Source organism: Duganella sp. Dugasp78, assembly GCF_059491455.1.
This window is the reverse complement of record NZ_CP168506.1, coordinates 4517910-4532545: the sequence shown is the minus strand read 5'-3', so window position 1 is coordinate 4532545 and position 14636 is coordinate 4517910. Positions and strand designations below refer to the sequence as shown.

Genomic DNA, 14636 nt, shown 5'->3' with positions numbered 1-14636 from the left:
TGGCAATATTGTTAAATAGTGATAATTTGTCATTTCCTACAACAGAGATGGGGGAATGATGAATAAATTTGCATTCGCGGTACTCGCCTTGGTCGCCGGCTTCGCCAACGCCGGCACCTTGTACAACAATGGCCCGGCGGTCGACGGCGACGGCAAATCCATCCTCGCGCCGGACGCCGACACCATAGGCTTCGGCGATCAAAGCGCAGCGGGCAATTTCGTCGCTGACGATTTCCACGTCACGGCGGGCCAGAGCTGGAATGTCTCCAGCCTGAGTTTCTACGGCTATCAGACCAACGCGGGCAAATTCAGCTTTACCTCCGCCACCTGGAGCATCGTCTCCGGCGACGACGTCAACACGGGCGCGGTGGTCGCTTCGGGCACCAGCGCGGTCACCAATGGCGGCCTCGCCGGCTACCGCGTCACCGGCGCAACCCTGGACAACAAGCAGCGCGGCATCTATCAGATCGACGCCGATATCACCGACGTCAAGCTGGGCTCCGGCCACTACTGGCTGACCTGGGGTCTGGCCGGCAGCGCCGCCGCTACCGGCCCATGGCAGCCGCCGACATCCGATGCGCGCGAAGGCAACGCGGCGCAAACCAGCGGCGGCGATCCTTTCGCGTCGCTGATCGATGCGCGCAACAATCTGACGGTCGAACTGCCGTTCGCCGTCAACGGCACCATCGCCGCCGTGCCGGAGCCGGAAACCTACGCCATGATGCTCGGTGGCCTGGGCCTGATCGCGCTGGCACGCCGCCGCGCGCGCCGCGGCTGACATCCAGCCCCGCTCCGTCGGTCATGCGGGCGCCCCCCCCGGCGCCCGCAGTCATATCAGCGCCTGGGGCGGCGACGACGGCCGGCGCGCCAGCAGCTGCGACAGTTTGCGCAAGGCCGCAGCCAGGCGGTGACTGTCGCGGATCGAACCCAGCGAAATGCGGATCGCGTTCGGCGGCCGCGCGCCGGCGTAGAACGCCTCCGATGACGTCACCGCCAGGCCCTCCGCCTGTGCCGCCAGCGCCAGCGCGTGCGCGCTCCAATAGCCCGGCAACGGCAGCCAGATATGGATGCCGTCGCCGCCCACCTCCGCCTTGCCGGCCAGGAGCTGGTGCGCCAGTTGCTGGCGGTTGCGCGCCTCGTCCCTCACCCCGGCCAGCAGCCGCTGCGCCGATCCATCGTGTATCCATTGCGTGGTCAGCGCCGTTGTCAACGGCGTGGGCATCAGCACGAAGGAACGCAACGCCGCCATGAAGCCCTCGCGCTGCAACGGATCGGACAACAGCACGAACGCCGTGCGCAGGCCCGGGGCCAGGCACTTGGACAGCGTCGAGATGTAGTTGACCTGGCGCGGCGCGTAGTGCGCCAGCGGTGGCGGCGGCGCGTCGGCCAGCAGCCAGTAGGGATCGTCCTCGATGATCTGCACGCCGCAGCGCGCGGCCACGCGCACGATCTCGCGCCGGCGCGCGGCCGGCATGGTGTGCGTGGTCGGATTCTGCAGCGTCGGGTTCAGGTAGATCAATGCCACGCGCTGCTTGCCGCAGGCTTTTTCCAGCGCCTCCGGCAGCATGCCCGCCGCGTCCACCTCGACCGCCTGCACGCGCCGGCCCAGCTGCGCGGCCGCCGTGCGCAGGCCGGGATACACGGCCGGTTCGGCCAGGATGGTATCGCCGGGGCGGCTCAGGGTCAGGATCAGCGCCGCCAGCGCGGACTGCGCGCCGGGACACACCACCACCTGCTCCTCGTCCACCCGGCCCAGCATCGGCGCCAGCCACGCCGCGCCGGCCGCACGGTCCGCGGGGCTGCCGCCGCCCAGGTGGTAGTTCATCAGCAGGCCGCTGTCGGTGCGCAGCAGTACCTGCGCCAGCCCCTGTTTCAGCAGGTCGTCGAAGTCGACGCCGGCCGGCGGCGGCGGGATGTTCATGCCCAGGTCCAGCAACTGCGCCAGTTCCACCTTGGGCGCGGCCGCGTAGGTGCCGCGCGCGCCGTGCCCCTCCAACAGATTGCGGCGCTTGGCCTCGTCGTAGGCGCGCGTGACCGTGGTCAGGTCGATGTTGAGCAGCTGCGCCAGGCGGCGTTGCGGCGGCAGGCGGTCGCCCGGCTTCAGGCGGCCGTCCGCCAGCGCCTGCTCGACGAAATCGGCGATCTGCATGTAGCGCGGCCCCGCGTGCTGGGCGAACCGGCCTACCCAGGCAATCGCCTGGCTTTCATCTTGTACGGATTTCGATTGCGACATTTCACCCAGATGTATGGATTTTACTTCCCGCAAGTATGCATGAAAACCCGACATTTATCGCAAATCGAAAATAAAGTATCGCGGCTGGAAGTGCTTCCAGCTATAGTAGCGTCGATATTTAACCACTGTGACGACGACATGAATAAATACGGTTTGCTGCTGGCTGCCTTCGGCGTGATCGCCTCCCCCTCCTTCGCGGCGGCGCCGCATGCGACCACCGCCACCGGCGTGGTCGAGGGCACATTGGAGGCTTCCGGCGTCAAGTCGTATAAAGGGATACCGTTCGCGGCGCCGCCGGTCGGCGATCTGCGATGGAAGGCGCCGCAGCCGGCGCAGAAGTGGCGCGGCGTGCGCAAGGCCGACCACTTCGGCCCGCGCGCGATGCAGCTGCCGCTGTTCGGCGACATGGTGTTCCGCTCCGACGGCATCAGCGAAGACTGCCTGTACCTGAACGTCTGGACGCCCGCCAAATCACCCAAGGACAAGCTGCCGGTGCTGGTCTACTTCTACGGCGGCGGCTTTGCCGCGGGCGACGGCTCCGAACCGCGCTATGACGGCGAAAGCATGGCCGCCAAGGGCATCGTCACGCTGACCGTCAACTACCGGCTCAACATCTTCGGCTTCCTGGCCCATCCGGAGCTGACTGCCGAATCGCCGCACAAGGCGTCCGGCAACTACGGCCTGATGGACCAGGCGGCGGCGCTGCAATGGGTGGCGAAGAATATCGCTGCTTTCGGCGGCGATCCAAAGCGCGTGACCATCGCCGGCGAATCGGCCGGATCGTGGTCGGTCAGCGCGCAGATGATGTCGCCGCTGGCCAAGGACTTGATCGCCGGCGCCATCGGCGAGAGCGGCGCCCTGCTCGGCCTGGACGGCCCCCCGCCGCTGGCGGTCGAGGAAAAGAAAGGCGCCGACTTCGCCCGGAAAATCGGCGCGCCCACGCTGGCCGCACTGCGCGCCATGCCTGCCCAGCAGCTGCTGGACACCCTGAAGCAGCCGGGCGCGCCGTGGTTCGTCAGCATCCAGGACGGCTATGTGCTGCCACGCAGCCCGGTCGAGATGTACGCGGCGGGCGAGCAGGCCAAGGTGCCGCTGCTGGCCGGATGGAATTCGCAGGAGGGCTACTACAAGCAGATGCTGGGCGAAGCTGAGCCGACGCCAGAGAACTTCAATAAGATACTGCAAGCGATCTACCGCGACCGCGCCCCGGCCGCGCAACAAGCCTATGGCGGAGACGTCATGCAGGCCGCCACCGATCTTTCCGGCGACCTGTTCATCGCCCACGGCGCCTGGAAATGGATCGATACGCACGCGCGCACCAGCGGCCAGCCGGTCTACCGCTACTACTATTCCCACCCGCGTCCGGGCGAGACCGGCGCCGGCCATGCGGTCGAAATCGAATACGCGCTTGGTAACCTGCCGGCGAATAAAGTCTATGCATGGACCGCCGACGACCACACGCTGTCGGCGCAGATGCAGGACTACTTCGCCAACTTCATCAAGACCGGCAATCCCAACGGCGCCGGCCTGCCGGAATGGCCGCGCGCCAGCAGCGGCAAGGGTTCCCGCCTGATGCGGCTGGACCTGCCATCGGCCGCGATGACCGCCACCGACGACGCCCACCACGCCTTCCAGGAGCAGCAGCGGGAAACCAGATAAACAAAAACGAAAACTGCCACTTAGTTTGTATTTTATTGTATCGACCGGTAATTCTTTGAAAAGTTGCTATACACTAGCTTCCTTTATTCGGGAAATCATCGGGAATACAAACTATGCGCAAGACTATCGGCTTCATGGCCCTTTGCTTGACGGCGTCCGCGTTCGCGGCGGAACCTTTCGACGACAAGTTCCGCCAGCTGGACGAAATTCTCCCCACCGCCAATTCCTACCGCACCGCTTCCGGCGCGCCCGGCGCCGCCTACTGGCAGCAGCGCGCGGACTACACGATCCGCGCCTCGCTCGATGAAGCCAAACGCGCCATCACCGGCAGCGAGCAAATCAACTACCACAACAACTCGCCCGATACGCTGAGCTACCTGTGGGTGCAGCTCGACCAGAACATCTACAAGAAGAACTCCGACGCCCGCATGATGCTCACGCAGCCCTCGCGCGAAGCCTGGGCCAAGGCGCGCACGCCGGAAGACGGCTACAAGTTCGAAGGCATGCGCGGCATCCTGGCCGGCCGCGAATTCGACGGCGGCTACAACATCAAGACCGTGGCCGCCGGCGGCCAGCCGCTGAAGTACACCATCAACCGCACCATGATGCGCATCGACCTGCCGTCGCCGTTGAAGCCGGGCCAGAGCTTCGCCTTCAATATCGACTGGTCCTACAATATCAACGAGCAGCAGGTGCTGGGCGGCCGTTCCGGCTACGAGCACTTCGACGACGACAAGAACGACCTGTTCGAAATCGCCCAATGGTATCCGCGCATGGCGGCCTACTACGACGTGATGGGCTGGCAGCACAAGCAGTTCCTGGGCTCCGGCGAGTTCACGCTGGAATTCGGCGACTACGACGTGCAGCTGACCGTGCCGGCCGACCACGTGGTGGCCTCCACCGGCGAACTGCAAAACCCCAACGACGTGCTGTCCGCCGCGCAGCGCGACCGTCTGGCCAAGGCGAAGACCGCGACCGCGCCGGTCGTTATCGTGACGCAGGAAGAGGCGGAGAAGGCCGAGAAGTCCGTCAGCACCGCATCCAAGACCTGGCACTTCAAGGCCGCCAACGTGCGCGACTTCGCCTGGGCCTCCAGCCGCAAGTTCATCTGGGATGCGCAGGGCTTCAAGAAGGATTCCACCAACGTGATGGCGATGTCCTACTATCCGAAGGAAGGCAATCCGCTGTGGGGCAAGTACAGCACCCAGGCCATCATCCACACCATCGACCAGTACAACAAGTACAGCTTCGACTATCCTTACCCGACCGCGATCTCGGTCAACGGTCCGGTCGGCGGCATGGAATACCCGATGATCTCCTTCAACGGCCCGCGCCCCAACAAGGACAAGAAGACCGGCGCCCTCACCTGGTCGCAGCAGACCAAGTATGGCCTGATCGGCGTGATCATCCACGAGGTGGGCCACAACTACTACCCGATGATCATCAACTCGGATGAGCGCCAGTGGACCTGGATGGACGAAGGCCTGAACACCTTCGTGCAGTACCTGGCCGAGCAGGCGTGGGAAGAAAACTACCCGTCGCACCGCGGCGAGCCGCGCAACATCGTCGACTACATGCGCAGCCAGAACCAGGTGCCCATCATGACCAACTCGGAGTCGCTGCTGCAGTTCGGGAACAACGCCTACGCCAAGCCGGCCACCGGCTTGAACATCCTGCGCGAGACCATCCTGGGCCGCGAGCTGTTCGACTACGCCTTCAAGGAATACGCGCGCCGCTGGAAGTTCAAGCGCCCTACCCCGGCCGACTTCTTCCGCACCATGGAAGACGCTTCCGGCACCGACCTTGACTGGTTCTGGCGCGGCTGGTTCTACACCACCGACGCGGTGGACATTAGCATCGACGGCATCAGCGAATATGGCGTGAGCACCAAGGATCCGGAAAAGGAGAAGGCCTGGAAAAAAGCGCAGAAGGACGCGCAGCCGGTGTCGATCTCCGATCAGCTCAACAAGTTGCTGCCCAAGCGCCTGGACGCGCATCCGGAGTTGAAGGACTTCTACAACGAGCACGACGAATTCACTGTCACCAACAAGGACCGCAACACCTACGCCGAAGCGATCGAGAAGCTGGAGCCGTGGGAGAAGAAACTGCTGGACCAGGGCAAGCACCTGTACCTGGTGGACTTCTCCAACCTGGGCGGCATGGTGATGCCGCTGATCCTGCAGATAGAACTCAAGAGCGGCAAGAAGTACATCGAGCGCATTCCGGCTGAAGTGTGGCGCTACTCGCCGAAGAAGATCACCAAGTTGATCGTCACCGACGAGCCGATGGTGGGCCTGACCCAGGATCCGTTCTGGGAGACCGCCGACATCGATACCACCAACAACAGCTGGCCGCGCAAGGTGACGCAGTCGCGCATGGAACTGTTCAAGACCGAGCGTGACCGCAACAACCTGATGCGCGACTTCAATACGCCGCTCAAGGGCAAGGGCGACAAGTCGTCCAAGGACGCGTCGGACGAATGATGCTGCGTGCCTTGCGCCTGACCGTGGCGACCGTGCTGGCATTGGCCGGCACGGCGGCCGCCGCCCATAATTTTCACATGGGCATAGCCGACATCAGCTACAACGACCGCACCGGCAACACCGAGATCGTGCATACCTACGCGGCGCACGACCTGGCCACGCTGCTGGCCAATCTCTACGGCCGCAATTTCGACCTCGGCCAGGCGGACAGCGAAGCCCCGCTGCGCCGCTACGTCGAGCAGCAGTTCTACATCGAAGGCCCGGACCGCAAGCGCCTGCCGCTGCACTGGGTGGGCGTGAAGGCGGACGCCGACAGCGTCGTCATCTTCCAGGAGATCGAGGGCAGAAAGCTGGCGCGCGCGGCGCGCATCCACAACGCCTTGCTGATAGACTTCCTGCCATCTCAAAAGAACACAGTCAATCTGCAAGCCGATGGCCCTGTCCAGACTCTCATCTTCGATCAAGGCAGCGTCGATCAGACCACTCGCTAAGTGCCTGCTGCTCGTATTGGGCTCGGCCCAGGCCGACGACCAGATCCTGCAACGGGTGCTGGTGGAAGGCTCGCGCGGCAACCAGCTGGGCGTGGCCGACGCCGCCAGCGCAGGTAGCATATCGCAGCAGGAACTGGCAGCGCGCACCGTCTACCGGCCCGGCGAAATCCTCGAAGCGGCGCCCGGCCTGATCGTCAGCCAGCATAGCGGCGAGGGCAAGGCCAACCAGTTCTACCTGCGCGGCTTCAACCTCGATCACGGCACCGACCTGCGCACCACCGTCGACGACATGCCCGTCAACCAGCGCAGCCATGCGCACGGCCAGGGCTGGACCGACTTGAATTTCCTGATCCCGGAACTGGCGGTGCGCCTCGATTACAAAAAAGGCCCCTACTCCGCCGGCGAAGGCGATTTCGCCTCGGCCGGCGCGGCGTCGGTGGTGTACGCCAACCGCCTGCTGCAAGGCGTGGCCACGGCGACGGCCGGCCAGAACGGCTACGGCCGCGCGCTGCTGGCCGATTCGCTGGACGCAGGCAAAGGCAGCCTGCTGTACGCTATCGAAATGCTGCACAACGACGGCCCCTACACGCACCCGGACGACTACCAGAAACTGAACGCGGTGCTGCGCTACAGCCAGGGCTATGCCAACAACGGCTTCAATGTCAGCCTGATGGCCTACCGCGCCGACTGGAACGCCACCGACCAGATCCCGCTGCGCGCCGTGCTGGATGGCCGCATGGGCCGCAACGACGCCATCGATCCGACCGACGGCGGCAAATCGCACCGCTACAGCCTCTCCGGCGGCTGGCGCCGCACCAGCGAGGACAGCGCCTCCAAAGTCAACGCCTACCTCGTCGCCAACCAACTGGACCTGTACTCCAACTTCACCTACTTCATGGACGATCCGGTGCACGGCGACCAGTTCGCGCAGCCGGACAAGCGCGTCACCGGCGGCGTCAACGCGAGCCATAGCTGGCACCAGCACGCGGACAGCGGCGACAGCGTCACCACCATCGGCATCCAGCTGCAAAACGATAATATCTTTAACGGCTTGCTGAACACGCAGGCGCGCAGGACGCTGTCGGCGACGCGGCAGGATCACATCGTCGAATCCAGCGCCGGCCTGTATGTCGAGAACAGCATGCGCTGGAACAGCGCCTTGCGCAGCGTGGCGGGTGCGCGCCTGGACAGCTATCGTTTCGACGTCCGCAGCGACCTGGCGGCAAACTCCGGCAGGGCCAGCGACCATCTGGCGAGTCCGAGCCTGAGCCTGATCTACGGCCCATGGCAAACGGCGGAACTGTACGCCAACATCGGCAACGGCTTCCACAGCAACGACGCGCGCGGCGCCACCATCCACGTCGATGCCAAGACCGGCGCCGCCGTCGACAAGGTATCGCCGCTGGTGCGCTCGCGCGGCATGGAGCTGGGTGCGCGCAGCAGCTGGCTGCCCGGCTTGCAGTCGGCGCTGTCGGTGTACCGGCTGGATTTCGATTCGGAGCTGACCTTCCTGGGGGACGCCGGCACCACCGAGGCGGGACGGCCAAGCCGCCGCTACGGCGTGGAATTCTCGAACTACTACAAGCCGCTGAAATGGCTGTCGGTCGACCTGGACCTGGCCTACGCGCGCGCCCGTTCGCGCGACACGGCGCCGGAAGGCGACTACATCGCCGGCGCCATCGAAGGCACCGGCCAGCTGGCGCTGACGGTGGACGGCGGCGGCCCGTACTCAGGCTCGCTGAAGCTGCGCTACTTCGGACCGCGCCCGCTCATCGAGGACAACAGCGTGCGATCGAAGCCCAGCCTGACGCTGAACGGCCGCCTCGGATGGAGGATCCGCAAGGGCCTGACACTGGAACTGGAAGCCTTCAACCTGACCAACCGCCGCGACTCCGCCATCGACTACTACTACCCGTCGCAACTGAAGGGCGAAGCGGCGCCGGTCAACGACATCCACTTCCACCCCATCGAATCGCGCTCGCTGCGGGCGACGCTGATCAGGAATTTCTGATCAGCGCCGGTCAGAACTCTTCCCACTCGTCCTTGCTGGCGGCGGCGCTGGCCTTCAGCTTCTTGGGCGCGGCCGCAGGCTGCGGCGCGGCCTTGGGACGCGCGGCCTTGGGCAGCGTCGCCACCACCGGCGCGGCCGCGCGCACCGGACGCGCCGGCGGCGCATACGCCGCGGTCGAGGCGTTGATCTTGAACGCGCTGACGACTTGTTCCAGCTTGTCGGCCTGGTCGCGCAGGGTCTGCGCGGTGGCGGCGGTTTCTTCCACCAGCGCCGAATTCTGCTGCGTCGACTGATCCATCTGCGTCACCGCCTGGTGCACCTGCGCGATGCCGTCGTTCTGCTCCTGCGTGGCCGCGCTGATCTCGCCGACGATGTCGGTCACCTGCTTGATGCTGGCGACCACTTCCTGCATCGTGGTACCGGCCTGCTCCACCAGCTTGGTGCCCGAGCCGACCTTCTCCACCGAGTCATCGATCAGCGCCTTGATCTCCTTGGCCGCAGCGGCCGAGCGCTGCGCCAGGTTGCGCACCTCGGTCGCCACCACCGCGAAGCCGCGGCCCTGCTCGCCGGCGCGCGCCGCCTCCACCGCAGCGTTCAGCGCCAGGATGTTGGTCTGGAAGGCGATGCCGTCGATGACCGAAATAATGTCGACGATCTTGCGCGACGATTCATTGATCGAACCCATGGTCACCACCACCTGCTCCACCACGGTGCCGCCCTGCGCCGCCACGTCCGAGGCCGAACGCGCCAGCTGGTTGGCCTGGCGGGCGTTGTCGGCGTTCTGGCCGACGGTGGACGTGAGCTGCTCCATGCTGGCCGCGGTCTGCTCCAGCGCCGCCGCCTGCGACGAGGTGCGCTGCGACAGGTCGCCGGTGCCGCTGGCGATTTCCTGCGACGCCGTGCCAACCTCGATGGTCGAAGTGCGCACCGTATCGATCACGCCGGCGATCTGCTCCAGCAGCTTGTTGAAGGCCACGGCGGTGTGGCCGACTTCGTCCATGCGCTCAACGCTGATCTGCTTCGTCAGGTCCAGCGAATGGCTCACGTCTTCCAGCGTGTCGCGGATCGACGCCAGGCTGCCCTTGATGATGACGTACAGCTGCCACGCCAGCGCGCCGGTCACCAGCAGGCCAAGCAGCACCACGCTCACCATCAGGCGGAAGGCGAATTTATAGGCGGCGTCGCTCTCTTCGCGCACATCGCTGATCAGCTTATTGTTGTAGGCGATATGGTCGTCGAAGCCTTTCTTGACGGCGGCGGCCGACAGCGCCAGCGGCGTGCCGGCCAGCAGCGTGGCGCGCACCGCGTCCATGTCGCCGGCGTGGGCGCCGGCCACGAACGGGATCAGCGCCTGGCGGTAGGCCGCCATGTTGGCCTTGTCCGCCTCCAGCATCTTGCGGTCGGTATCGTCGAAGATGCGTTCCTTTTCATAGGTCGCGATGACTTCGTCGAACTTGGCGTGGGCTTCGTTGTAGGCTTTGTCCAGCGCCGTCTTGTCGGCCAGGTTGGAGAACACCGACAGGCGATAACCGGCCAGGCGGCTATCGGCAAGATAGCCTTTGGCCATGTTCAGGCCGGCGATGCTGGGAATCAGGCGGGTTTGCACCATATCGAGGCGCTGCTGTGCTCGTGACAGTTGGGTCAGGCCGGTAATGCCGACGAAAATCAGCGCGAGTAACGCCAATGACAAAGTCAAGATCAAGCGCTTTGTAATAGTCATGGTGACTGTCCATAGAAGTGGGGGAATGATGTAGAAGCCAGCCGTCTGTGCGGCCATAGGCCAGTATAGCGGAACAGTGTTACCGCAGAATAACTAAACGAGAATATACGCCGCACTGCTACTAAAACACAACGCATGCAAATCGCAATCCCCCAGCCGCACGCCGACTCAGGCGGCGACCAGCATTACCTCGCCGCGCCGTTGTGTCAAGTAGGGATAACCACAGGTGGCGGCACGGTGTGGCAGCGCACAGCGGCGCCGACCGCGCAAGGGCAGAATGCCAGCATGGATATCTCGCTGACACGCCCCAAGCCGCCACCCGCCGCCTATGCCCTGCATCGCCAGATGAGGGCGGTGCAGCGCTGCATGTCGGCGTCAACAGTGGAGGAATCGGTCAGGGCGACCAGATGGGCGAGTGCCTGGTATCGGCTGGTGCAACGCAAGCTGGATCAACTCCAGTATGCGCCCAGGTACCGGCATTAGGTGTTAGCCGTTAGGCATCAGGCGGGGACGTAGCAGCTGCCGGCGTGGCGTTCCATGGCGTGGCGGTCGAGTACGACGATGGTGCCGCGGCGGCATTCGATCATGCCTTTCTCTTGCAGCTTGCCGGCGCAGCAGGTGATGCTTTCGCGCCGCACGCCCAGCAGGTTGGCGATCATTTCCTGGGTGACCTTCAGCTCCTGCGACAGCGAGCGGTCCAATCGCTCCAGCAGCCAGCGGCACAGGCGCTGCTCGATGCTGCCGTGGCGCGCGCCCGCCACCGTCTGCGCCAGCTGCGCAAACAACGCGCTGGTGTGGCGCATCAGCTGCTGGGCCAGCGCGCCGCCGTCGAAGAAGGCCGAGCGCAGCACGGCGGCCCGGATGCGGTAGCCGTAGCCGGCGCTTTGCACGACGGCCGAGCAGTTGGCGCGTTCGGTGTCGTACATCGACACGCCGACCACGCCGTCGCGTCCCACCACGGCGATCTCGGAGGCGCCGCCCTCTTCCGTCACATATTGCAGCGAGACGATGGCGTTGGTGGGGAAGTAGGCGTATTCCATCTTCTCGCCGAAGTCGAACAGGTGTTTGCCTGCGTCCAACGGCACCAGCTCCAGATGTTCGAACAAGCTGATCAGCTCTTCGCGCGACAGTGCGCGCAGCAAATCGTTCTGCTGGGCACCGGTGACGCTGACGACCGGTGCGGCTGCTTCTGCCTGCGTAGTGCGCGCTGCCTTCTGCGATACGGCGGAATGGGTAGCATGGTACATGGCGTGCCTCTTGGGGTGTTGTCGATCATTGCGACCTGATGAACAACACTATATCCGCGCCATGTGCGCTCGATTATAGGAGCACGTACGAGGCATATGTAGGTTGGGAACATAGGGCCATGTGGTCCCTGTCCTACGGCGGGCCTTGCACGCCAGTAACGGCCAGCCCCTTCAGACCTTGAATTTGTAGCGTGACGCCTCTTCCAGCAGGCGCTCGTCGCGGCTGCGCAAACGCCCGGGATTGCGGCGATGTTCCGGCTCGGCAACCACGCGGTGGATCACCGTTTCAGCCACGCCGCGCTGGCTGAGATAGGCGGCGGCACTGTCCGGACCTTTACGGTCAGCAACTTCGATACCGGCTTCGACGACTTCGGCGCCGACATAGTCGGGACGGAACGTATGGGTGGTCGACATGGCAGCCTCCGGGGTGGAAAATGGTTGATGAACACCATGAACCCATTGTATAGCACCCTGAGCCGAACGCTACCTTCCAGGGCAGGCGCCGCCTGCCCCGCTTGCTGCTTACTTTGCCGGCACGGCCGCCAGCGTCTCGTGGCTGCTGGTGGTGCGTTGCGGTGCCTTGTGCACCATGGTGTAGGCGTAGTCGACGCCCATGCCGTAGGCGCCCGAGTGCTCGCGCACGATGGCCATCACGGCATCGTAGGTTTCGCGGTGGGCCCAGTCGCGCTGCCATTCCAGCAACACTTGTTGCCAGGTCACCGGCACCACGCCGGCCTGGATCATGCGCTGCATGGCGTAGTCGTGGGCTTCCTTCGAGGTGCCGCCGGAGGCGTCGGCCACCATGTAGATTTCGTAGTCGCCCTCGGCCATCGCGCACAGGGCGAAGCTGTTGTTGCACACCTCGGTCCACAGGCCCGAGACGATCACCTTCTTCTTGCCGTTGGCCTTGAGCGCGTCGCGCACCTTCTGGTCGTCCCACGAGTTCATCGACGAGCGTTCCAGCAGCGGCTTGCCTGGGAAGACATCCAGCAGCTCAGGGTAGGTGTGGCCGGAGAACGCTTCGGTCTCGACGGTGGTGATGGTGGTTGGAATATTGAACACCTTGGCGGCCTTGGCCAGCGCCACGGTGTTGTTCTTCAGCGCCTGGCGGTCCATCGATTGCACGCCGAAGGCCATTTGCGGCTGCTGGTCGATGAAGATCAGCTGGCAGTTCGTCGGTGTCAATACTTCAAGTTTAGGGTTGGTCATGGTGGCTTCCATTTTGATGAGGGGTGGATACGGCGCCCGCTGCGTTCTGCGCGGCTGCGATCATCTTAGGCCCGGCGCCGCGCCGGCACCACTGGCTAAATGGAGAGACTGGACTACCCTTTTACAGGCCGCGCGGTCAGCGCCGCGGCATTTGCTGGTCGAGGAAGGCCACGGTGGCGTCGACGGTCGCTTGCAGCCAGGGATCGAACAGCCAGAAGGAATGGGGCGTGTCCGGCAGCACCAGCGTGCGGCTGGCCACGCCGGCCTGCGCCATGCCGGCCGCCATGGCCTCGCGGCCGGCGGAAAAGCGCGGCTGCGCGCTGGCGATGAACAGGATGGGCGGCATGCCCGGCCGCACGTAGCGGATCGGCGACGCCTCGGCCCACAGCGCGCTCTTCTGCGCATAACGCCCGCCGAACCAGGCGCCGGCCGCCGACGGCTGCTTGGCCGGATCGTCCTCGTGCTTCAGCGCGAGTTCCGTCGTGAAGTCGGACAGGCCGTCGATGTTGACGATGGCCTGCACCGCGCTCGACACGGCCCCCTCGCCCGCGCCGGGGTCGAACTGGCCGAGGTGGCCGGTGACGCCGGCCAGGCTGGCGATCTGGCCGCCGGCCGAGCCGCCCGCCAGCGCGATGCGTTGCGGATCCAGATGGTACTGGCCGGCGTGGGCGCGCACCCAGCGCACGGCGGCGCGCGCATCGTGGACGGCAGCCGGATACGGTGCCTCGCCGGACAGGCGGTAGCTGATCGCGGCCGCCGCGTAGCCGTGCTGCGCCAGCCGCACCGCCATCGGCGCGAACTCCGAGCGGAAGCCGGATCGCCAGCCGCCGCCGTGCACCAGCACCACCACCGGCATGCCGACATCGGCGCGCGCGGCCAGCGGCAGGTAGAGGTCGAGCTTGAGGCAACGCTCGCCGTACTGCGCGTAGGTCAGGCCTTCAATACGGTTCACGTCCACCGGCAGCGCCGCGCTGGCGATGCGGATCGACGGATAGTCGCGCGCCAGCTTGGCGTAGGTGTGCGGCGCGTCGTAGGTGTTGGCGGGGTCGGGCGGCGGCTCCACGCAGGACGCGGCGGACGCCGCCGCGTGCAGGCACAGCGCGGCGAGCGTGGACAGGCAACGGGCGGCCGAAGCGGGCGTCATAGTTAAAGGTGCGGCAGCCACGCGGGCTTGGTGTCGGTGTACAGTTCGCGCCGCACCGGGCCGTCGTACTCAGGCTCCAGCGTGCCCAGCGTGACGGCGATGCGGTCCGGCGCCTGCGTGCTGCGCCAGAACAGCGTCGAGCCACAGACCCGGCAAAAGCCACGCCGGCCATGCGAGGACGAGGCGTATTCGGTGATCAGGTCGGCGCCGCGCTCGACCACGTAGCCGGCGGCGGCCACGTTCGCATACGAGCCGGCGGCGGCGCCGTGCTGCTTCTGGCACATGGTGCAGTAACAATGGCTGGCATGGCTGACCGGCTGGTCCGCCCGGTACGCCACGCCTCCGCACAGGCAACTGCCGTGCAACTGGCCGGTTTCATTCATAGTCTTCGCTCCGTCATCGTGGCACCAGCCGCCATGATGCGCGCGGCGCGCGAGGC

The 14636-nt window shown here is 65.3% G+C and carries 12 protein-coding genes; 5 read left to right on the top strand and 7 right to left on the bottom strand.

Translation table 11 applies throughout. From position 1 onward, the window contains the following. Positions 1 to 55 precede the first annotated feature (55 nt). Positions 56 to 778, top strand: coding sequence for a PEP-CTERM sorting domain-containing protein (locus ACEN9O_RS20160; RefSeq protein ID WP_495613594.1), 723 nt, complete (start codon positions 56 to 58; stop codon positions 776 to 778). Positions 779 to 829: 51 nt separating this feature from the next. On the opposite strand, the gene ACEN9O_RS20155 is transcribed toward ACEN9O_RS20160, so the two are convergent. After that, on the bottom strand, positions 830 to 2233 hold the full coding sequence (locus tag ACEN9O_RS20155) for an aminotransferase-like domain-containing protein (protein ID WP_495613593.1): 1404 nt from the start codon (positions 2231 to 2233) through the stop codon (positions 830 to 832). 138 nt (positions 2234 to 2371) lie between these two features. Here ACEN9O_RS20155 and ACEN9O_RS20150 point away from each other — a divergent pair, with 138 nt between their 5' ends. From ACEN9O_RS20150 to ACEN9O_RS20135, 4 genes are all read left to right on the top strand, one after another. Further along, positions 2372 to 3892, top strand: a complete 1521-nt coding sequence (locus tag ACEN9O_RS20150) for a carboxylesterase/lipase family protein (RefSeq protein ID WP_495613592.1) — start codon at positions 2372 to 2374, stop codon at positions 3890 to 3892. Positions 3893 to 4005: 113 nt separating this feature from the next. Then, positions 4006 to 6375, top strand: coding sequence for a M1 family metallopeptidase (locus tag ACEN9O_RS20145; RefSeq protein ID WP_495613591.1), 2370 nt, complete (start codon positions 4006 to 4008; stop codon positions 6373 to 6375). Continuing rightward, positions 6372 to 6866 carry a DUF6702 family protein gene (locus ACEN9O_RS20140; protein ID WP_495613590.1) on the top strand — a complete coding sequence of 165 codons (495 nt, stop codon included), beginning with the start codon at positions 6372 to 6374 and terminating at the stop codon, positions 6864 to 6866. The genes ACEN9O_RS20145 and ACEN9O_RS20140 overlap by 4 nt, the downstream gene beginning before the upstream one ends. Further along, a complete protein-coding gene (locus tag ACEN9O_RS20135) occupies positions 6808 to 8877 on the top strand; it encodes a TonB-dependent receptor (protein WP_495613589.1) in 2070 nt (689 codons plus the stop codon). Before ACEN9O_RS20140 ends, ACEN9O_RS20135 begins: the two co-directional genes overlap by 59 nt. A 10-nt stretch (positions 8878 to 8887) precedes the next feature. Here the strand turns inward: ACEN9O_RS20135 and ACEN9O_RS20130 are convergent, their stop codons facing one another. The 6 genes from ACEN9O_RS20130 to ACEN9O_RS20105 all read right to left on the bottom strand — a co-directional run bounded on the left by ACEN9O_RS20130 (position 8888) and on the right by ACEN9O_RS20105 (position 14580). After that, complete coding sequence (locus ACEN9O_RS20130; protein WP_495613588.1) at positions 8888 to 10597, bottom strand: methyl-accepting chemotaxis protein; 1710 nt, start codon at positions 10595 to 10597, stop codon at positions 8888 to 8890. Positions 10598 to 11097: 500 nt separating this feature from the next. Then, positions 11098 to 11844: a Crp/Fnr family transcriptional regulator gene (locus ACEN9O_RS20125; RefSeq protein WP_495613587.1), complete on the bottom strand. Its 747-nt coding sequence runs from the start codon at positions 11842 to 11844 to the stop codon at positions 11098 to 11100. Between the two features lie 171 nt (positions 11845 to 12015). Beyond that, positions 12016 to 12258, bottom strand: coding sequence for a hypothetical protein (locus tag ACEN9O_RS20120; protein ID WP_495613586.1), 243 nt, complete (start codon positions 12256 to 12258; stop codon positions 12016 to 12018). Positions 12259 to 12366: 108 nt separating this feature from the next. Continuing rightward, on the bottom strand, positions 12367 to 13053 hold the full coding sequence (locus tag ACEN9O_RS20115) for a hydrolase (RefSeq protein WP_495613585.1): 687 nt from the start codon (positions 13051 to 13053) through the stop codon (positions 12367 to 12369). A gap of 136 nt (positions 13054 to 13189) precedes the next feature. After that, a complete protein-coding gene (locus ACEN9O_RS20110; protein WP_495613584.1) occupies positions 13190 to 14197 on the bottom strand; it encodes an alpha/beta fold hydrolase in 1008 nt (335 codons plus the stop codon). A 2-nt stretch (positions 14198 to 14199) separates the two neighbouring features. Beyond that, positions 14200 to 14580, bottom strand: coding sequence for a GFA family protein (locus tag ACEN9O_RS20105; protein ID WP_495613583.1), 381 nt, complete (start codon positions 14578 to 14580; stop codon positions 14200 to 14202). Positions 14581 to 14636: the final 56 nt, after the last annotated feature.